Origin of the sequence: Bradyrhizobium sp. C-145 (assembly GCF_023375135.1) — a bacterium.
GTDB classification, from domain to species: domain Bacteria; phylum Pseudomonadota; class Alphaproteobacteria; order Rhizobiales; family Xanthobacteraceae; genus Bradyrhizobium; species Bradyrhizobium zhanjiangense.
Genome location: NZ_CP088150.1, coordinates 6,297,593 through 6,317,901 on the forward strand (window position 1 = coordinate 6,297,593; position 20,309 = coordinate 6,317,901).

At 63.4% G+C, this 20,309-nt stretch carries 18 protein-coding genes; 5 read left to right on the plus strand and 13 right to left on the minus strand.

Annotated features, from left to right (window positions below; translation table 11 throughout):
- Position 1: 1 nt before the first annotated feature.
- The 6 genes from LRP30_RS29735 to LRP30_RS29760 form a co-directional block, all read right to left on the minus strand.
- The gene (locus LRP30_RS29735) at positions 2-460 is read right to left on the minus strand and encodes a hypothetical protein (protein ID WP_249757056.1); all 459 of its coding nucleotides are present in this window, start codon (positions 458-460) and stop codon (positions 2-4) included.
- Entirely contained in the window at positions 444-1,361 is a 918-nt protein-coding gene (locus tag LRP30_RS29740) for a DUF2950 domain-containing protein (RefSeq protein ID WP_128932326.1), read from the minus strand. Before LRP30_RS29740 ends, LRP30_RS29735 begins: the two co-directional genes overlap by 17 nt.
- Positions 1,358-3,019 (minus strand): DUF3300 domain-containing protein, encoded by a 1,662-nt coding sequence (locus LRP30_RS29745; RefSeq protein ID WP_249757057.1) that lies wholly within the window; start codon positions 3,017-3,019, stop codon positions 1,358-1,360. Before LRP30_RS29745 ends, LRP30_RS29740 begins: the two co-directional genes overlap by 4 nt.
- Before the next feature lie 188 nt (positions 3,020-3,207).
- Positions 3,208-5,091: a HAMP domain-containing sensor histidine kinase gene (locus tag LRP30_RS29750; RefSeq protein ID WP_249757058.1), complete on the minus strand. Its 1,884-nt coding sequence runs from the start codon at positions 5,089-5,091 to the stop codon at positions 3,208-3,210.
- A 105-nt stretch (positions 5,092-5,196) separates the two neighbouring features.
- Positions 5,197-6,429 (minus strand): HlyD family secretion protein, encoded by a 1,233-nt coding sequence (locus LRP30_RS29755; RefSeq protein ID WP_249757059.1) that lies wholly within the window; start codon positions 6,427-6,429, stop codon positions 5,197-5,199.
- Positions 6,422-6,847 (minus strand): hypothetical protein, encoded by a 426-nt coding sequence (locus LRP30_RS29760; protein WP_128939518.1) that lies wholly within the window; start codon positions 6,845-6,847, stop codon positions 6,422-6,424. The genes LRP30_RS29755 and LRP30_RS29760 overlap by 8 nt, the downstream gene beginning before the upstream one ends.
- A gap of 162 nt (positions 6,848-7,009) precedes the next feature.
- Between LRP30_RS29760 and LRP30_RS29765 the strand changes: the two genes are divergently transcribed.
- Positions 7,010-7,462: a hypothetical protein gene (locus LRP30_RS29765; protein ID WP_128932322.1), complete on the plus strand. Its 453-nt coding sequence runs from the start codon at positions 7,010-7,012 to the stop codon at positions 7,460-7,462.
- Between the two features lie 21 nt (positions 7,463-7,483).
- A complete protein-coding gene (gene ppk2, locus LRP30_RS29770) occupies positions 7,484-8,284 on the plus strand; it encodes a polyphosphate kinase 2 (protein WP_128932321.1) in 801 nt (266 codons plus the stop codon).
- Between the two features lie 43 nt (positions 8,285-8,327).
- Here ppk2 and LRP30_RS29775 read toward each other — a convergent pair whose 3' ends face one another.
- The 5 genes from LRP30_RS29775 to LRP30_RS29795 all read right to left on the minus strand — a co-directional run bounded on the left by LRP30_RS29775 (position 8,328) and on the right by LRP30_RS29795 (position 15,780).
- On the minus strand, positions 8,328-8,762 hold the full coding sequence (locus tag LRP30_RS29775; RefSeq protein WP_128932320.1) for a hypothetical protein: 435 nt from the start codon (positions 8,760-8,762) through the stop codon (positions 8,328-8,330).
- Positions 8,763-8,791: 29 nt separating this feature from the next.
- A complete protein-coding gene (locus tag LRP30_RS29780; protein ID WP_249757060.1) occupies positions 8,792-10,492 on the minus strand; it encodes a transporter in 1,701 nt (566 codons plus the stop codon).
- A 17-nt stretch (positions 10,493-10,509) separates the two neighbouring features.
- Positions 10,510-13,263 (minus strand): decarboxylase, encoded by a 2,754-nt coding sequence (locus LRP30_RS29785; protein WP_249757061.1) that lies wholly within the window; start codon positions 13,261-13,263, stop codon positions 10,510-10,512.
- Between the two features lie 136 nt (positions 13,264-13,399).
- A complete protein-coding gene (locus LRP30_RS29790; protein WP_249757062.1) occupies positions 13,400-15,103 on the minus strand; it encodes a SulP family inorganic anion transporter in 1,704 nt (567 codons plus the stop codon).
- Positions 15,100-15,780: a YoaK family protein gene (locus tag LRP30_RS29795; protein ID WP_249761855.1), complete on the minus strand. Its 681-nt coding sequence runs from the start codon at positions 15,778-15,780 to the stop codon at positions 15,100-15,102. The genes LRP30_RS29790 and LRP30_RS29795 overlap by 4 nt, the downstream gene beginning before the upstream one ends.
- A gap of 136 nt (positions 15,781-15,916) precedes the next feature.
- On the opposite strand from LRP30_RS29795, the gene LRP30_RS29800 reads away from it, so the two are divergent.
- The 3 genes from LRP30_RS29800 to LRP30_RS29810 are packed head-to-tail and all read left to right on the plus strand — an operon-like array spanning position 15,917 to position 19,106.
- Entirely contained in the window at positions 15,917-17,605 is a 1,689-nt protein-coding gene (locus LRP30_RS29800; protein ID WP_249757063.1) for a transporter, read from the plus strand.
- Between the two features lie 11 nt (positions 17,606-17,616).
- Complete coding sequence (locus LRP30_RS29805) at positions 17,617-18,498, plus strand: dienelactone hydrolase family protein (RefSeq protein ID WP_249757064.1); 882 nt, start codon at positions 17,617-17,619, stop codon at positions 18,496-18,498.
- A 23-nt stretch (positions 18,499-18,521) separates the two neighbouring features.
- On the plus strand, positions 18,522-19,106 hold the full coding sequence (locus LRP30_RS29810; protein ID WP_249757065.1) for an invasion associated locus B family protein: 585 nt from the start codon (positions 18,522-18,524) through the stop codon (positions 19,104-19,106).
- A gap of 11 nt (positions 19,107-19,117) precedes the next feature.
- Here LRP30_RS29810 and LRP30_RS29815 read toward each other — a convergent pair whose 3' ends face one another.
- Together LRP30_RS29815 and LRP30_RS29820 are read right to left on the minus strand one after the other, a co-directional pair.
- Positions 19,118-19,441: a response regulator gene (locus LRP30_RS29815; protein ID WP_245473501.1), complete on the minus strand. Its 324-nt coding sequence runs from the start codon at positions 19,439-19,441 to the stop codon at positions 19,118-19,120.
- A gap of 213 nt (positions 19,442-19,654) precedes the next feature.
- A complete protein-coding gene (locus LRP30_RS29820) occupies positions 19,655-20,278 on the minus strand; it encodes a response regulator (RefSeq protein ID WP_128932312.1) in 624 nt (207 codons plus the stop codon).
- Positions 20,279-20,309: the final 31 nt, after the last annotated feature.

The following is a 20,309-nucleotide window of genomic DNA, read 5'->3' on the forward strand; positions in this document are numbered from 1 at the left end:
TTCATCTCAAGGCGATCGTGATCTCACTGATATTGGCCGCCAGCTCGAGTCCCGCCTTCGGGCCTTGCAGCACCATCGTCACGCCCTTTTCGTTGCGGAGGTGAACGCCGCTGACGCCGCCGACCAGCGCAAAACTGCCACCGACGGAGCTGTAGGTACCGGCGAAATCACTGATCTCGCGGATGCCCGAGGCCCAGCCGTCGAGACGGCCGACCGTGGCGCCGACCGTGATGCCGAAACTCAGGCCGCTGATCTTGAACGGATAGGTCTTACCGCGGTACGTCAGCACGCCGTTGCCGGCGCCACCGCCGACCAGGAGGCCCGCCTTGACGATCTTGACTCTGACATGACCGGCCGCTTGCGCGAAGGACGGCGTCGCCGGCATGGTTAGTCCGACTGCCAGCAGCAGGAGCGCGATCAGGCGAAATGCGCGCCGGCGCCATTCACGGTTTTTGGGCATCGACCTTCTTCCAGGTCTCGTCGGGATCGAACAGCGTGGTCCGCTCGGCAATGAAGGCCGTGCGCTTGCCGAGATCCTTCTGGTAAACGGTGCCGGCATGGTTGACCAGAAAGGTCATCACGCCCGAATTGCCGTACTCCGCAGGCCAGGCGATCAAGGCGAAGCCGCCGATCATCTTGCCCTTGACGACGTAGTTGAGCGCGCCGCCGGGTGCATCCCGCCCCTGCCCCTTGAGGATGCGAAAGTAATAGCCGTGATAGGGCTCAGGTCCGACATCGCCCGCGCGATACCCCTCCTTCGAGGCTTCGGCCGCCAGCGCGCCGAGCGGGCTCGGGTCGCTGTCGTCGCGCCAGAACAGGCCGTCCTTCTTGCCGGGCGATGAGACGATGCGCTGCGCATAGACGCCGGCGCCCTCTCCGCGGTCCTTGTCGGCATATTCGTTCTGCGCGTCGACAAAGGCGAGCGCGGTCTGGATTGCGTCGAGCTCGTTGCGGCCGATGCGACGGCGCAGCACCTCGATCCGTCCCTCGTCGGTGTCGAACTCCCAGCCGGTCCTGGTGTTGACCAGCGGAATCGGGAACGGGAAATCGTCCGGCCCCAGCATCAGGGTCGCAGTCTTGTTGCCCTCGGCCTTGATGCCGTGCTTGGCGTCATACATCGACGAGAAGCGCTGACGGATGTCATTGTCGGCGATCTCGTCGCCGGAGGCGACGATGTCTTCGGCAGCGCGCCCAAGCACCTTCAGAATGTCGCTTGGTCCGCTCTTGACCGCGGCCGCAAGCGCAGCCGCCGCGTCCTCCGGCGTCTTATAGGATTGCTGTGCCTGTGACGCAGAGCCAAGCAGAGCCAGCGCCATGATGCCCGGCAGCACCGCGCGGCGGAACGATTTCAGGCCCGTCATGGCGTCACCTCCACGGGAATCTTCGCGCCGCCGGCGAGCCATTCAGCATAGCTGCGGAATGTCAGCCCGAGTTTTTCGTAATGGACACGCAGATATCCATCGCTGCCACGGGTCACAGCGGCAGGCATCACCTGCTCGACCTCCTGCGCCATCACGCCGACATAGGCCTTGTCGCTGCCGATGTAGCTGAAGCGATAGTAGCCGAGGCCGTTTGAGAGCTGACCGAGCAGGACAACGTCGTGCTTCAGCGCGATATCGGAGCGCCGGCCGCCGCCACCGCCGCGGAAGCCGCCTCCTCCGCCTCCACCACGGAAACCGCCTCCACCATGCATGGCCATTCCGCCACCACCGCCCCGCCCAGCAAAGCCACCGCCGCCGCCACCGCGCGGCATGCTTGCCATGCTCGAACGCCCGCGCGCCGATGCCGCGGCCGCCGATCGGGCCGACGAAACGTTCATTGCCCCGCCGCGGTTGCCACCACCGCCACGGTTGGCGGCAGCACCGCCGCCGGCTCGATTGGCAGCCTTGGCGCGATCTCCGCCGCCCTTGTTTGCGCCCTTGGCCCGGTCGCCGCCGCCCTTGGCACGATCCGTGGCCCGAGCGCGATCGCCACCGCCGGGCCGATCGCCGCGGTTGCCCGCACGGTCACCTGCGCGATCACCCGGACCCCCACGATCACCGGCCCGGTCTCCCGCACCTTGATTCGGACGCAGCACCTGATTGCCGTCACGACCGCGGAAATCCATCCGGTCCGACACGCCAGACTTCAGATTGTTGTTGCCGAAGCGCTGCTGAACATTGGTGTTATTGTAGCGAACGCCCTGGCGATGCGCCGGATTGTGCTGCCAGCCATTGCCGATGTTGGTGGTGCGATGGTTGACGTAGACGTTGCGGTTACCCCAGTTGCAGCCGCCGCCCCAGTAATTGCCCCAGCGTCCGATCGCCCAAGCGGTGCCGAAGGCGATTCCGGCCGCAACCATGCCGGCGCCGATATAGGACGGATAGCCCCAATAGTACGGCGGATACTCGGCATAGGGCCAGGTGCCGTAGACCGTCGCCGGATCGTAATACGGCACGTACATCGCCGAAGGATCGGCCTGCTGGATCACGACAACCTGCTTGCCTTCCTGGGCCTGGACACTGACCTTCTGCTGCTTGGTCGTGACCAGCTTCTTGTTGTCATAGGCCTTGGAGCGCAGGCGCTGAATCGCGTCCATCACATCGGGTTGCTGCGCGAGAAAGGCGTCGCCGAGCCTCTTGGTCCAGTCGAGCTGGTCGCTCATCATGGTCAACACGTCGGCGGTACTGGTCAGCGCCTTGACGCTGTCGTCCCAGCCCTGCTTGTCCACCTCCGTCTTGAGCGCATCACCCTTGAGCTGCTTGCGCTCCTTCAGCCAGCGATCGGCTTGCACCACCTCCAGCGGATAAGTTGAGGCCGCCAGCAGGTTGGCCAGCAGCTCGTCGGGATAGAGCGCGATCGGCGCAACCAAGGCTTCAAGCTGCTCGGGCTTCAAGAGCTCGGCAGTCGCCGCAGGCGGGCTCGCTGGTTGCGCCTGCGGGATTGGGGCTGCAGGTGTCGTTGTGGTCTGCGCCGTTGCAGCGACCGCAGTCGCCATGAGGAGCGCAAGCGCCATCAGGGTCGTGCCGCAGCGAAACATCACATCCTCCCTCAGACTTCCAACGTGGGAAGATCAAGCCGGAGCGCAGGCGTTTGTTGATCGAGATCAACGAAACGAGTTCGTCGCGGCTGCTGCAGCGCGAGGACGCACGATCATGCGCCCCAGATTTTAGGCCAGGACGACTTTCCCCCACCGATCCAAAGGCATGATCATCAAAATACCGCCTGTCAGCGGGTGATCGGAAGCCGGATCGTGAACAGGGCTCCTCCGAAGAGCTGGTTCGCCGCGACAATTGCGCCGTGGTGGGCCTCGATGATGGTTCGGGCGATCGCGAGTCCCATGCCCATGCCTTGCGGCTTGGTCGTGAAGAATGGATCGAAGACGTTTGCGAGATCGGAGGCGGCTATTCCGGGTCCCGTATCGGTGATCCTGATCTCGGCTTGATTGCCGGCACGGAGGGTTGAAACGCTGACCTCGCGCTTTCCGGTGTCCGCATCGGAGATCGCATCCATCGCGTTGATGATCAGGTTGAGAACAACCTGCTGAAGCTGGACCGGATCTCCCTTGACGTGCAGATCGGCAAGCACAGGCATATAGATCAGCGTAATCCGGCGTCCGTCGGCGACGGCCTTCACAAGGCCGATCGCTTCGCGGACCGTATCGTTGAGCTCGATGTCCTTGACTTCAAACGGCGTCTTTCTCAGAACGCTGCGCAGCCTGCGGATCACCTCGCTTGCACGTTGATCGTCACGCCTGATGTCGGCAAGAATCTGACGAATCTCGTTGATGTCCGGCGAACTGGCCTTGAGCATGAGCTCCGCCGTCTCGGCATTAGTCAGGATAGAGCCGAGCGGCTGGTTCAATTCATGGGCAATCGAGGTCGTGAGCTCGCCGACAGTCGAATAGCGATTGACGTGGGCCAGCTCGGTAAGCCGCTGGCGCGATTCCACTTCGGCGACGCGGCGGCGGCGACGCTCGTGCAGCAACCCGCTGATGAGACCTGCCTGTACCAAGAATACCGCCGCGATCATCAACATCTGCCAGCGATAGCGCACCCAGATGTTCGGCTCGCGAAACAGGATCTGGCTGCCGGGAGGCAAACGACTCTCGCTGATGCCCCAGCGCTGCAATTCCCGCCAATCATATCTCGGCGCAGCGAAGCCGATCGGCTCATAATGGATGCTCGCCGGTTTCGCGCCGCCGAGAACGCCGAGCGCGGCGGTGACGGTCCTCGAACTCGTGTCCGCAATCAAATGCATCGGCCCACCGACCGTGCTGTTACCGAAGAACGGCTCCTGGTAGGAGAAGATCGGAGCATTCGCGACTGCGTGCAAGCTGCGCAAGGCGATATCGCTCTCGTGGACGACCCCAGCCGCATCGACCGACATCAGGCCCCAAAACAGCACAGTGTGCGGCGGGAGCTTTGATGCGCGTTTCAATATTTCCTCGAATGACAAATCCGAATACCAGACGAGCTCTACCCGCTCGCCGAAAGATTTCAGCTCCCGCTTCACCTCCTCTAGCCAAAACTTCTCGAGCGGCGAGGCACCGATGACGACCGCAACCGACCTGGTGTCCGGCAGAACCTGAAGGATGTTGTCGAATGCCGCCACGAAATCGTTCCGGATCGCCACGACGACATCGTTGTCGCCGAGATCGGCGCGATTGATCAGTCGATGCTCGACTGCCGAGAGAATCAACGGCGTATGGGGGAACAGTCTGGCGCGGTATTTCTGCGCAAACCGGGCGGCAGGCGCGCCGATGCTCAACACGATGTCGGGCATCGCCCCCTGGTACAGCGAGTGCAGATACTCGACGAAAGGCGCCTCGGGACCAGGATTGTTGAAGCGCGCGGTGAGCAGCGCGTGCTCCTGGATATCGAGCGGCCAGGGCGATTGCCGCTCCAGTTCGGCCTTGATGTCACGCGCATACTCACTCCACGGCCGAAATTCGCGACCGAAGGAATGCAACACCAGCACGCGCTTGAGCTCGCCGCGCAGACTTCGCTCGACTGCCTCGGCGCGTTTGGGCGACAGGCACAGGGCGACGAACAGGCCTAGGCATAACAACGCGGCCGCGCCCGGCCACGACCTGACCGAAACACTGGACATCCGCCCGCTCAGCTCCGTTCCCGCGGCTTCCAACGGCTGCATTGCGGTTAATTCTAGCGAGAATTGCGGTACGCGGACAGGCCCGAAGACGCGATCAGATCCCGCTCAATGACCGCTCAGCACAAGTGTCTGGATCGGCAGCAACAGCGCCTGGATACGCAGCAGCAGCGCGTGTACGAGGCCGACGCCGTCCACGACGTGCAGCGCGATCTTCCGGCTGGTCGGAGTGTCCTTGGCCGAGATTTCCTCGTGATTGCTGGTGTAGGCATTGACGATGCAGCTGCTGCCGGGTGTGACCCCATCCAGGCCGCCTTTGTAAAGCGGCTCCAGAAACACCAGGATGGTGCCGGGACGGACGGCGTTCTGTGGATCGATCAGCTGCTCGCCGGATCGGAACTGTCCGGCAGCGATGTAGTCCTGCACCGTCGTGATCACCATCGGGATGATCACCCATGGCTTTGAGATGCAGGTTGCTTCCGCCACCATGCCTTCCTTCATCACCTGCGCCTCGATCTGGCCGAAACCGGCCTGAAGCGCCTTGCGGCCAGCACCTTCGGGAACGAGAACGCCGGCGGGGCGCATCAGCTGATTGACGACGTCGCCGGGACGAACCAGGAACTGCTCGACCCGCCCGTCGACGCCGGCGCGCACGAGGGTCTTGTCGAGATCGACCTGGGCCTGGTCGAGCGCGGCCTCCGCACTGGCCTTCTGTGCCGGCAGCAGGGTGGTGACCTGCAAGGATGCCGATTGCTTCGCGGCCGTTGCGGCATCGATGCCGGACTGGCGCTGGTCAACCAGCACCTGGAGCTTGTCGATATCACGCTGCGGGACGATGCCGGGATTGCGACGCTGAAGCTCGCTCTTGACCTCAAGTTCGTCCTTGGCCTGCTGATAGTTCGCCTTCGCCTCGCCGATCTGCGCCTCGGCCTTGACCACGTCGGCCTGCGCCGTCTGCATGGCGGCGTCGACCTCCGCGACCTTTCGCTTCGCCGTCTCGTAGGCGGCCCGCTGCTTCGAGGCGTCCAGCGTGAACAGCACATCGCCCTTCTTGACCGGCGCAGTGAAGCCGACCTTGACCTCCGCCACGCGGCCCGAGCCTTCGGGCAGGATCGGCACGGTGCGGAAATAGAGAGCCGCCGACGACGTGGACGGATGGAAATAGAAGATCATCGTGATCAGCGATACCGTCAGCATCAGGCAGGCGGTGATGCCCCAGCGCAGCTCGTACCAGATCGAGAAGAAGGTGATCTCCTTGCCGAAGCGTTTGCCCTGGGCGTAGCGACGGTAGAGGTAGTCCGGCAGGATCGTGACGAGGGAGCAGATCAGCAGCTCAAGCATGGCTCGGCTCCTTCTCCTTGGCGGGTCCCAGCTTTTCCGCTGGAGGTGGCGCAGCCGCAGCGTCTGTCGGGATTTCCTCGCCACTGCCGGCCGGCGTCGCCTCTGCAATCTTCTCGACCGACCCGGCAATGCTGCGCAGCGGTGTGCCGAAATCGGGAAGATCGATCAATGCGAGCAAAAGCCCCGCAATCCAGAAGATATGCATGTGCGTAAACAGCGAGATCAGGCCGAGCACTGCAACGAGCTCGAACTGCAATTTTTGCGATTTGTGCGCCATCCGCTCCGGCAGGCTGTGCAGCTTCCAATAGAGCGTGCCGACCCAGAGCACGGTCCCGATCAGAAATATGCCCATCACCACCATCAGCGTATCGGTCCCGCTGCCCGGCGCGAGATAGAATGGCAGATGGTGCGGGGCCATCGGATGAAGCTGGTCGCTCAAACGTCTCTCCCGGTCAAATGCGCATGTGTGCCACTGTGTTCGGACAGGCTTCCGGTTTGCTTGATTTGAATCAAGGGAACGCCCTCCGCCGGACTTAGCGTTCCCCGGATGCTGATTGGATAACCATCAGGAGCCGCAGCCATGCCCGGCCTCGACGATCTCATCCCCAACGCCGCCCAGATTCGGAAGGAAGCCGCCCTCAAGGAGGCCGAAAAGGCGGAGGAATATGTCCGTCTCGCAACCGCTGCCGAGGCCGAGAAGCGCGCGCTGATCGAGCGCTTGCGCAAGCCCTCCGGCAAGACCGAAGAGGAGAAGATCAAGCTCGCCTCGACCATCATCCAGCGTGCGGTGCGAAATGGCCTGACGGAGGTGCTGGTCTATCGTTTCCCCAACTCCCTCTGCACCGACAAGGGACGCGCTATCAACCAGATGGAAAAGGGCTGGGAGAACACCCTGACCGGCATCCCCAAAGAGATCTTCCAGCTCTGGACCGATTATCTGAAACCGCGCGGCTATCGCATCTCCTATCAGATCATCGAGTTCCCCGGCGGTGTGCCCGGCGACATCGGCGTGACCATCTCCTGGGACGATTGACGAGCAACAGGAAGGATCGGCATGGCCAAGGACGTATCTGCGGAGCGGATGAAGCGTAAGGACTACGAGAAGGAGCTTGAAAAGCTCCAGGTCGAGCTGTGCCACCTCCAGGATTATGTGCGGGAGAACAAGCTGCGGGTCATCGTCCTGTTCGAAGGCCGGGACGCCGCCGGCAAGGGCGGGACGATCAAGGCGATCACCGAGAAGGTCAGCCCGCGCGTGTTCCGCGTCGTTGCCCTGCCGGCGCCGTCCGACCGCGAGAAGACGCAACTCTTCTTCCAGCGCTACATGGAGAGATTTCCGGCCGGCGGCGAGATCGTGATCTTCGACCGAAGCTGGTACAATCGCGCGGGCGTGGAATACGTCATGGGCTTCTGCACCCCCGCCGAGCACGAGCGCTTCCTCACGCTGTGCCCGCAGATGGAGAAATATGTCATCGATGGCGGCATCATCCTGATCAAGATCTGGCTCGAAGTGGGCATGGACGAGCAGGAACGCCGCTTCCATGCGCGCATCGACGACCCCGTGCGGCAATGGAAGCTGAGCCCGATGGATCTAGAGTCCTACCGGCGCTGGTACGACTATTCGCGAGCTCGCGATCTGATGCTCAAGCAGACCAGCACGAAGGAAGCGCCGTGGTACATCATCCGCTCCGATGACAAGCGAAAGGCACGGCTGAACTGCATCGCGCATCTCCTCGGCGCGATCCCCTACAAGCGCATCAATAAGGACAAGATCAAGCTGCCGAAGCGCTCCGAGAAGGGACGCTACAACGACCAGGCCAGCCTAAAGGGAATGAATTTCGTCGCCGAGCGATATTGAAACGCGAACGGGCTGCGGTGGCGCAGCCCGTTGCCTGTTCGGATCACTTCAAGCGGATTGTGACGCCGCCGACGGCCGCCGATACTTCCGCGCCGACCCGCGGGCCGCTGAGCTGGAGGATCACGCCATTGCTGTTCTGCAACTGAACGGCACCGGCGCCTGCGGCGACTGCCCCACCCGCTCCCCCCACGGCATAAGAGCCTTCGATGGACGCCGGCCCCTTCAGATTGAGGGCGCGGCCGACGAACTTCGTGGTCGACGCTCCGACCGTCAAGCCGACGCTCATGCCGGACACAGTGAAGGGATATTTCTTGCCCCGGTATAGCAGGACACCTTCGCCACCCCCGACACCGACGATAAATCCGCCCTTGGTGAACACGACGGCAACTTGGCCGGTATCTGCACGCGACGGCGTGCTGAATCCGGTAGCGGCTGCGATCGATGCAATCAGGACGGCGCCGATAGTAACTTTCCTCATGACGTTTCTTTCCTCTCTTGTGGTCATGGTCATTGCGCCAGGATCATCGCGAAGTAGCCGAAGATGGTGAGGAGGATGCCCGAGACGGCATAGCCGACCGGGAATCCGATCCAGGGCACGGAACTCTGGATCTCGACTGCGGCCTCGCGGCACGGGCCCGAATGCGACCGCGCACCGGCGACGCCGCCCATCAACACGGCCGGATTGATCTTGAAGACGTGGAAACCGATCGCCCAGACGATGAACGGCGGGATCGTGCAGGCAATGAAGCCGACGATGAAGATCTTCAGGGCCACCGCACCGGTGAGCTGTGCCAAGAGGCCCGCGCCGGCGTTGACGCCGACGATGGCGACGAAGACGACGAGACCGAGATCCTCGAGCACGTTGCGCGCCGCATTCGGCGTGTTGCCGAAGAAGCGCAGACGCGACACGATCGAGGACACGATCACGCCTGACAGAAGCAGGCCACCTGCGTTGCCAAGCCCGACCTTGGCCCCGAACGCGGGGAATTCGATCATGCCGATCAGGAAGCCGAGGATCATGCCGACAGACAGAGTCAGCAGGTCGGTCGACGTGTTGGCGCGCGCGATGCGGCCCCACATCTCGCCGAGTTCGTTGACCGCGGACTTCAAGCCGACCACGGAGACGATATCCATTCGCTCCAGCTTGGTCTTGAGACCCGCCGGGATCTGCACGCCGCCGCGCTCGACCTTGGTCACCTGCAACTGGCCGGCGATCGCCGTGTCGCGGAAGGATTCGAAGGTGCGCCCCACCATCTCCTTGTTGGTGACGAGGATATCCGCCTGGTCCATGGGAACGCCGAGCGTCTTGGCGTCTGCGACCTCCGGACCAATCAGACCCATCTTCTCGGTGAGATGCTCGGTCGCGCCACCGAGCGCGACGATGTCACCCTTTTGTAGGACAAGGTCGGCATCGGCGCCTTGCGGCTCGCCGTTACGACCCACATTGACGATCCGGTACTCCGGATTGACCGAGCGGAATTTTGCGATGCTCATCCCGACCGTCGCTGGATTCTCCAGCCGGTAGGCTCGCAGGCCGAACTGCCGATAGCCGGTCAGGGCCCCGCCTTCGAGATCCTTGACGCCGAACTCCTGCTCATACCGCCTCGCGGCAGCCTTGGCGTCGACGCCCCACCAGCGCGGCAGATATTTGCAGATCAGGATGATGCCAACGGTGCCCCAGATGTAAGTGATGCCGTAGGACAGCGCGATCATGCCGGACGCTTCCTCGGGCTTCATGCCCTCGGGCAGCTTGACGACACCTGAGGTCACCGCCTGCTCGGCCGAACCGATCGCCGCCGACATGGTCTGCGACCCCGCCAGCATGCCGCCGGCCGCACCGGGCGGCAACGCGAAGAGCTTCGCACCAAGCACGACTAGGGTCAGGCCCAGAATGCTGGACACGACTGCGAGGAACAGGAACTTGACGCCATCTCCCCTCAGGCTGTTGATGAAGGACGGACCGACGCGCAAGCCCACCCCGTACATGAAGAGGTAATAGAACAGGCTCTTGGCGAAATTGTTCAGCTCGAGCTTCACGCCATAACTGGAGGCCCAGACCGAGATGCCTGCGCCCACCACGATGGCACCGGCGACCATGCCCAGGCCATAACCCTTGATGCTGGCCCGGCCGATATAGACGGCGAGACCGACGACGAAGAACAGCAGCAGATACGGATACTGCTGCAAAAACTGGAAAAAGCCCTGCATGTTCGTCCCCTCCAAACCTATGAGGCATCCTTGAGCTTGGGCGATGCGGCCGGCTTCGGCCGGCCGAGTTTCGCCAGAGCTTCCGTGCGCACGAGCTTCAGCCCTTCCTTGGCGTCGTAGCCATGGATCTCCTTCACATCGAGCTTGCGCATGAAGTCGATGGTCTCCTGGGTGATGACCTGGCCCGGCACCATGATTGGGAAGCCCGGCGGATAGGGGATCACGAAGTTCGCCGAGACGAGCTCGGGGCCGGCCTTCAGCCGCCGGTCGATCTCGGGATCGTTGAGGCGGATGTGCTCGCAACCCGCTACGTCATAGGCCGCGTAGAAGCCGGAGCGGATGTCGCCTTCGTTGGTCTTGGCGCCGGCATCGCCGCGGAAGCTCGGGTGGAAATGCGAGAAATTCGGCAAGTCCGGCACGTCAGTCATCAGGCTCTTGACCCGCGCCTCGAACATCTTGCGCGCATTGGCGCCGCCTTGCGCCAGCCCGCGATCGACTTCGCCCGCGATCTCAGCGAGCACGCGCACGAGATGCGCGACGTCGCTGCGGGTGTTGTTGATGTTGGATTGGACCAGGACCGAGTTGCGCGAGGTCTTGTTGACCTGGATGTTGTACTCGTTGGCGAGGATGCCCTTGAACTGGGTGCCGTCATAGCCGGCCATGCCGCACACCAGCGTCATGCGGGTCGGGTCGAGGCAGAACTCGTCGTCGTCGAGGCTCTTCAGCGCAGTGACCCAGTTCACGCCTGGCGCGAGATAGTCAGTAAAACCGCTCTGACGGTATTGCGCGGGCACCATGACATCGGCGCCGAGAATGCGGAAATATTTCGAGATCAGCGGATTGTTGTTAACCGCCTGGCGTATCGCGAGCGCGATCTCCATCGCATTGGCGACGAGCCCATAACCTTCAAGCTCCATCTGCCGCCGCGAGATATCGAGGCTGGCGATGAGCTGCTGGTTCGGGCTGGTGGACGCGTGGGTGAACACGGCCTCCTTGAACTGTTGCTCGACCGTGTGGAATTCGATGTCCTTGACCGAGAGCATGGAGCCCTGCCGGATCGCCGACATCGACTTGTGGGTCGAGTTGGTCTGGTAGACGCGCAGGCGGATCTGCCGGGGGTCGGGAATAAGCCGGGTCTTGAGCAGAACCTCTTCGGACGGATTCTTGCCGAGCTCGGCTTGCTGCTTTTCATAGGCAGCGACCGACTTCGGATCGCGCATCCACGCCTCGATCTCGTTGGCGGCGCCCATGGCGGTGCGCCGGCGCAGGAACGGCGAGAAGCGCGCAAAGCCGAACCAGGCCTCGTCCCATAGGAAGATCAGGTCCGGCCTGATGGCGAGACATTCCTCCATCACCCGGCGGGTGTTGTAGATGTGGCCATCGAAGGTGCAATTGGTGAGATCGATCATCTTGACGCGGTCCAGCCGGCCGTCAGCCTTGGCGCTCAAAAGCGCCTGCTTGATCGTCTTCAGCGGAACCGCGCCATACATCGAATATTCCGTCATCGGGAAGGCTTCGACATAGAGCGGCTGAGCGCCGGCCAGCACCATGCCGTAATGGTGCGATTTGTGGCAGTTGCGGTCGACGATCGCGATGTCGCCGGGCGCGAGCAGCGCCTGCACCGCCATCTTGTTGGAGGTCGAGGTCCCGTTGGTGACGAAGAAGACGCGATCGGCGCCGAGCGCACGGGCAGCCTTCTCCTGCGCCTTCTTGATGTTGCCGGTCGGCTCGAGCATGCTGTCGAGGCCGCCCGTGGTGGCGCTGCTCTCGGCCAAAAACAGGTTCGGGCCGTAGAACTCGCCCATGTCGCGGATCCAGTCGGATTTGAAGATCGACTTGCCGCGGGCGATCGGCAGCGCGTGGAACGTCCCGATCGGGCGCTGCGCGTACTTCTTGAGATTGTCGAAGAATGGGGTGTCGTAGCGATCCTGGATACCTTCGAGGATCGATAGATGCAGCTCCAAAAGCTCTTCCACGGAATAGAAGATGCGGCGGACGACGTCGGCCTCAGGATTGCCAGCGAGCTCCTCGACGTCGCGGTTCGAGATCATGTAGAGATCGAGCTCGGGTCGGACGCGCTTGATGATCTGGGCGAGCCGCAGCGCGGAGGCGTCGGCCTCGTCATTGAGACCGGCCGCGGCCGTGATCGAGCGGAGCACGGGGGCATCGTGCCGCGAGCGCAGGGCGAAGCCTTCGTTGATGATGACGGCGCCAATGTTGGGATTGAGCATCGTCGCGCAGAAGGCATCCTCCAGGCTCCCGACGATGACCGGCTCATAGATGAAGCCATCGACGGGACGCCGCAGCTTGCGCCATTCGGCGGCGAGCGCCGGCCATTGGCTGGGTGACACGCCGGTGACGATCAGGGTCTCGAAATAGGGCCTGCGTGCGGTGTGCGCGCCGAAGCTCGGCGGCACCAGTTCGGGCGCATCGCCAGTGCCGTCGTCCTTCACGCTCCAGTCGCCGGCATGCTGGCGGAAGGATCGCGTCGCCAGTGCCTGGCTGATCCGGCTCGCAAGCGCCAACGAGGTTGCCCCGTCGCCCGCAGCCGCGGCCTCCCGCAGCGCCGCCATCAATTGCAGACCGGGATAGCCGTGAAACTCCTCCGTGACCGATAGCTCGGCCAGCGCTGCGTCGTAGATCGCGCGATTGCCGACCCGGGCCCAGGTCTTGGCGGCCTCGACCAGATCACGCCAGTCGTCCGCCCGCGCTCCGGGGCCGGAAAAGAACTGGTCGATGCGCTTGTGCGCGGCCTTGGGCTCTTTGGACATCTGTCTCTCCCGATCCTTTGGGGCGAAGGTGATGCGGGATCGTGAGTGCGGCGCCGGTCGCTCCATTGATCCAAGTCAACGGTCGGTTGCATTGTGACAGCCAATGCCATGCCGTTCGCAACGCAATAGGAAGGCGTCAGGCCGTTCGTTGCGCGGTGCTCGCCTGATCATCGCTCAGCAGGCTATCGAGCGACCGCAGCCACTGGCCGCTGTCGGTCTTGGCCGCGAGTCCTTCGGCGCGCAGGAGGTCGCGGAGCTGCGCATGAGCGCCGACAATGCAGAAGGTCACCCTGCGTGATGCAAGTTCGTCATGGAGATCGTGAAGCATGCGCGCGCCTGCCAGATCGATATAGGGCGACGCCGACAAGTCGCAGGCCACCAGCCGGACGCCCGGCGACCCCGCGAGGGCGATCAGGACGGTTTCCAGAATCGTCTCGGCATTGATGTAGAGCAGCGACGCTTCGGGCCGGAAGGCGATGATTCCAACCAGCGGCTCGACGCCCTCATGCCTCGCACTGTCCGAATACCGGCCGCTGCCGGGCAAGCGTCCGAGGAATGCGACGTTTGGCCGCGAGGCCCGCGCCAGCAGCAGGAAGATCGACGCGATCGATGCCAGCAGAATGCCCTGGAGGATGCCGAGCAGCAGCACGGAGATCAGAGCAATCGCCGCGGCGTAGAAATCGATCCGACTGACCTGCCACATTCGTAGCAGTGCACGAACATCGACCAGCCTGTAGACGGCGGCGAAGACGATCGCCCCGAGCACCGCCTTGGGGAGATTGGTTAGCAGCCCCGTGAAGAACAGCAGGCACAGCCCGAGCGCTACCGAGCAGATCACCAGCGCCAACGGTGTCCGCGCGCCGGCACTGTCGTTGACGGCCGATTGCGACAGGCCGCCGGCGACGGGATAGCCATGGCCTAAGGCAGCGGCGAGGTTCGCCGCGCCCAATCCCAGGAACTCCTGACGGACATCGAGCGGATAGCCGTGCTTGGCAGCAAAGCTGCGGGCTGCCGATACGCCTTCGATATAGGCCAGCAGCACGCAACCTGCCGCGAGCGGAAACAGATCGTCGAACTCCAACAGGCCGAATGTCGGGATTCCCAGCGCCGGCAGCCCTTCCGGTATCTTCCCGGTGACGGGCACACCGAGGGCCGGTAGGCCCAGAAGGGTTGCCAGAATGATCGCAAGCGCAACGATGGTGATGCCGACGGGCTTGCCCGGCAAAAGCCGCTCGCCAAGCAGGAGCAACAAGAGCGCGACTGCGCCGATGGCGAGCACAAGCGGCTCGATGCCGCCGAGCTGACCGCCCAGCTTGATGGCGCGATCGAAGAAATTGTGGCCGCCACCGGCAACACCGAGCAGACTCGGCAATTGGCTCATGATGATGGTGAGCCCGGCACCGGCCTTGAAGCCGACCAGAATGCTGTCGCTGACGAGGCGGACCAGCACACTGAGCTTGAACAGCCAGGCGATGAAGCACAGCACGGCCACCGCAAAGGCTGCAAGGCTCGCGATCTGGGCATAACGCAGTGCATCGCCGCCGGCCAGCGCGCCGACGGTGGCGGCGATCATCAGGGAGATCGCCGAGGTCGGGCCGATCGCAAGCTGCCGCGATGACCCCAGCAACGCGTAGCCGATGCCGCCGAGCATGTAGCCGTAGACGCCGACCTGCGGCGGCAAGCCGGCGAGCGCGGCATAAGCGAGCGAGACCGGGATGGCGTAAGCGGCGAGCGTGATGCCGGCGATCGCGTCGGATGGCAGCCATTCGCGCTTGTAAGCGCCAAGCCAGCCGGCCGGCGGAAAGAACCGGGTCCAGGTCAGTTTGAGGATAGTATTCATCGCAAGACCTCGCGATGCGGCGCTTCGCAACGCAGCAGGACAATCAGCAACGCCACCACGGGAATGCCGAGCGCGAGGTTGGGGATGGTCTTGGTGGCGTAGGCACCGACTGCGGCGCCTAACCCGAACACAGCACATAATGCGAAGAAGATGCCCGACCGGCGCAGCGCCCCGACTGGCGCCCCCCTGCATGCGGCAGCAAAGATGGTCTCGATCCCCTGGCGCATGTTGCCGGTGATCATCACGGTGCTGCAGGCCGTGCCCTCGACCCTTGTGAAAGCCGCGGCCTGCATTGCCGCCACGACCGAGATTCCGAGTGTGCCTGCGAGATCCGGCAAGCGGTTATGCAGGATTCCGATCGCAACCAGAAGCAGTATCTCTACCAGCGTGCTGATGGCGCTGGCTCGTTCGCCGGCGATGCGGCGCAACCATGCAGCTATCACAACTCCCACCGCAAAGGCCAAAATCGGCGGCACGAAGTGAAAGGCCTTCGTCCAATCGCCGGCGGTCGCATAGACCCAAAGAAGAATCACATTGGCGGTCTGGGCATTCGCCATTACGCCGTGGATGATCCAAGTATAGGCGTCGATATAGCCGCCGGCAAAGGCGAGCAGCAGGACGATCTCGACCGTTTCATCGCGGCGGATCGCGCCGGCGGCGACGTACAGGGTGCTCATGTCGGCAATACGGGCTGTCGCAAACATTTCATGAGGTCATAGGCATCGCCTCGTCTCTGCCGAGGCTTGATCTGGATCAAGCAATGTCCCCCGCACCGCCAATCAAATCGCACCAAAGCGCCGGGGGAATGCGACCATGGAAACCGTCAGGTGGATCATCACCACCGCACCGGAGATATTCCTGCTGCTGGCGATTGCGGTGGGCACCATCCTCGGCCGCATCAAGGTTCGCGGTTTCTCGATCGGCACCACCGCTTGCATCCTGATCGTCGCCGTCTTGATCGGACAGCTCGGCAGCTTCACGTTCCCACCGATCCTGCGGGCGATCCTGTTCAGCCTCTTCGTCTTCACGATCGGCTACCGATCCGGACCGGAATTCTTTGCCTCGCTGAGTGTGCGGACGCTGGCGCAGGTCGTGCTGGCGCTGGTGATCGGCGCGACGGGCCTCATGCTCGTGCTCATGTTCGCTCATGCGTTCAAGCTCGACACCGGAACGGCCGCAGGCCTCACCGCGGGCGCGCTGACGCAATCCTCGGTGATCGGCACCGCATCGGGCGCACTGGCGCAGCTCGGCCTCTCCGGCGATGTGTTGAAACAGCAGGAGGCCAACATCGCGGCTGGCTACGCCGTAACCTACGTGCTCGGCTACATCCTGACGCTGCTGTTCGTTCCCTTCGTCGCGCCGCGGCTGATGCGGATCGATTTGAAGGCGGAAGCGAAAAAGCTCGAGGCCGAGCTTGCCGGCGGTGCGCCAGCGAAGACGGACAATCTGTCCTATCGCAAATTCCAGGCCCGCGCCTATCGCATCTCGGCCGCGGCGGGCCGCACGGTCGAAGCCATCGAGGCGGAGATCGGCAGCCGCACCATTGTGGAGCGGATCGTGCGCCGCGGCGCCGATATTGCGCCGCACCGCAATACCGCTCTCGAGAATGGCGACGACATCGTCCTGACCGGCCCGACTGCGGCCATCGTCGCGGCAAAGCCCGTCATCGGCGAGGAAATCGACGCGGACGAGCTCTTGCGCAGCCTGCCAGGCAACGTGATCGACGTGCTCGTGGAGAACCGCAGGCTGCACGGCCGCTCGATCAAGGAGGTGGCCGATATCGTCGGCGACAGTGCACGCGGCGTTTTCCTTCGCGCCCTCACGAGGATGGGGCGTGAAGTGCCGCTCGGGCCCGAAACGCGCGTCTATCTCGGCGATGTCATGACGCTGGTCGGCAGCACCGGCAATATCGCACGGGCGACGGCTCAGGTCGGTCACGCGCTGAACGCGAGCGACCGGACCGATATCGCTTTCCTTGCCGCCGGCATCGCCGTCGGTCTCTTGGCCGGGGTTGCCAGCTTCAAGATCGGCGCGGTCGCGCTGACGCTTGGTGGCGGCGGCGGCGCGCTGATCGCTGGTCTCGTCTGCGGCTGGCTGCGCTCGCGCAAGCCGACCATGGGCGCGCTACCGCCGGCGGCGCAGCAGACTTTGAGCGACATCGGCCTTGGCGGCTTCATCGCGGCGGTCGGGCTCGGCAACGGTCTTGCCGCCTGGTCGGCGATCCAGGCCCATGGCCTGCTGCTGGTCGGCATGGGCATCGTCGTCACGTTGATCCCGATGACGGTCGGAACGCTCGTTGCCTATTACCTGCTGCGCATGAACCCGGTCGTGACCTGCGGCGCGCTGGCCGGCGCCATGACGGTCGATGCCGCCGTCACCGGCGCCTGCGACGTCGCCGAGAGTCAGACGCCGGTGCTCGGCGTCGCCGTGCCCTACGCGGTCGGCAACGTCGTGCTGACGGTGCTCGGTCCGATCGTGGTCGCCGCAACTTTTGAAGGTTGAGGGAGGTCGCGATGCGCCGTTTGCCTGCGATCCTCTACTCTTTCGCGACCACCCTCCTCATCCTTGTCTTCGCATCGTCTGCCCGCGCCGAGGACGAGGTCCGCATTCAGGAGGAGATCTGGGCGCTCCCGCTGCCGCTGCCAATGTTCGCCTATCTGGTGCGTCCGGTCGGCGACGGTTCCTTCCCGCTCGTCATCATGAATCACGGCGTCTCGCTCAACCCGACCGACCGCAGCTTCTTTCCTTTGGTGGAATTCCGTGATGCCGCCAAATGGTTCGCCAAGCGCGGCTATCTGGTGGTGGCGCCGGTCGGCACCGGCTATGGCGCAGCCGCCATCGACATTCCCGAGCGCGCACTGTTTGGCCCGTTCTTCTCCAAAGTCGGCAAGTGCACCAATCCCAACTTTCATGATGCGGGCCTTGCTGTCGCCCAGGTCGATCTCTGGATCATCGACTACCTCGCCGCCGAGAAGCGGATCATCCCTAAGGACGTGATTGTGGTTGGGCAGTCTGCCGGCGGCTGGGCTTCGATCGCCTTGTCGAGCGTGAACCCGCCGCAGGTGAAGGCAATCATCACCTTCGCCGCAGGCCGCGGCGGCCGGGTCGGCGGCAAGCCCAACAACAATTGCGCGCCCGACAAGCTGGTCGAGGCCACCGCGGATTTCGGCCGCACCTCGCGCGTGCCGATGCTGTGGATCTACATCGAGAACGACACGTTCTTCGGACCCGATCTGTCCAAGCGCATGCATGCCGCCTTCACCGCCGCCGGCGGCCGCGCCGAATATCATCTGATGCCGCCGTTCGGCAATGAAGGTCATTTCTTCATCGGCTCGCCGGACGCGATCCCACTCTGGTCGCCGCTGGTGACGAAGTTCTTGGATGCGCAGAAGTGAGCGCAAACTTCAGACACGCGACTATGCCCCGCCCTCTTGATTGTCTCTGCGGTCTCTTGATGGTTGCAGTCGTCGGGACCGCCACAAGCGCAACCGTCGCCGCGCAGGAGGCCGCGAAAGCCGACAAGCCCGCCGAGGTCGCAACGCGCGGCCAGCGCGAAGCAAAGGACATCAGCTATGGCGCCTGGCAGAAACTCTGCTTCAAGGCCGGCGGTGCGCCGATGCTGTGCCGGACTTCGATAACAGGCAAATTCCCGACCGGTCAGACGGCCGTGCGCGTCGACCTGATCGAGCGCGAGGATGCTTCCACAGCCCGGCTGCAGTTGTTCGTGCCCATCGGCATGTACCTGCAACAAGCCCCCAAGCTGACGGTCGACCAAGGCACTCCCTTCCGCGTGCCCTATACCTGGTGTGTCACCAACCTCTGCATCGCAGCCGACGTGGCGTCGCCAAAGACCCTCAAGGAGATGGCATCAGGCAAGGCGCTGACGCTCGAGCTCGTCGATTCGAATCTCCTGGCCCTCACGACCTCGGTTCCGCTGGCTCAGTTCGCGTCCGTGCGCAACGGTGCGCCGGCGAAGACGCTGGAGCAATATGTCGAGGAGTGAGCGCTCGCGGCCTATGCGGCGGCGGCGCGCATCACCGACTCGATTAGCGATTCTGCGGAAAATGGCTTTGTCAGATAAGCGAAGCAGCCCGACGCGATCGCCGCGGTACGGTTCGCGGGGCAATCATTACCGGTTACATAGATCACCGGCACGATGACGCCGTTCTCAGCCAGTCTGCGCCGCACCTCGATGCCGGACTTTGCGCCAAGATTGATGTCGAGGATGATGCAAATCGCGGTGTAGAACTTGCCATGATCGAGCAAGGCACCCGCGGTGTCGAACAGCGTAGTGTCGAACCCGTGTCGGCGCAGAAGTCTGTCCATGCTGGCACGCATGGACGGATCGTCATCGACGACGAAAACGGACTCGCGTAGGGGCAAGGGGATTGCCTTTCCGGGAGACGGCGGTGGGATACTGGATACGATTGCGCCGCGTTTACGAGCGGACATTCACTATTGCATACGGCTCGCCGTGCACTGTCAACACGCCTCCGTATTGTCCTTTGGGGCAGTCAGAGCGGGGAGAACCGTACCGCTGCGACGATGCGGCTAATGCTCGTTCGAATCGAGTATTCCGAGCCGCTCTGCGATCGAAACGAGTTCCGCCAGCGAATGAACCTGCATCTTCTCCATCACCTGGTGACGGTGCGCCTTCACTGTGCGTTCGGCGGTTCCGAGTTCATGCGCGATCTGCTTGTTGATTCGGCCGCGCACAATGAGATCAAACACCTGTCGCTCGCGCTGCGTCAGCGTGGCCAGATGACCACGAAAAGCATCAAGCCTGCTGCGCTGGGTGCGCGCCGTTTGCTGACTGGCCAACGCGCGCTCGATCGCATCGAGCAACTGCTCGGAGGATATCGGTTTGGTCAGGAAGTCTTCCGCACCCGCCTTGATCGCGCGCACGGTAGTTGGCGTGTCGGCATGACCGGTCAGGAAGATAATGGGCAGCACGGAACCGGACGCGATCAACCGGGCCTGCAGGTCGGGACCGCTCAGTCCCGGGATCCGTACGTCGAGCAGGATACACCCCACTTGCTCGTCATCCGGCGCCGAATCCAGGAGCTCCAGTGCTGAGGCATAGGTCGCGACCTCATATCCCGCGAGCTTCAGCCGGCGCTCGATCGCGGTCCGAAAGGACTCGTCGTCGTCAACAACGTGAACGAGGCCTGGCACTTTCTTACCTCTCGCTCAATTTAATGAGGAC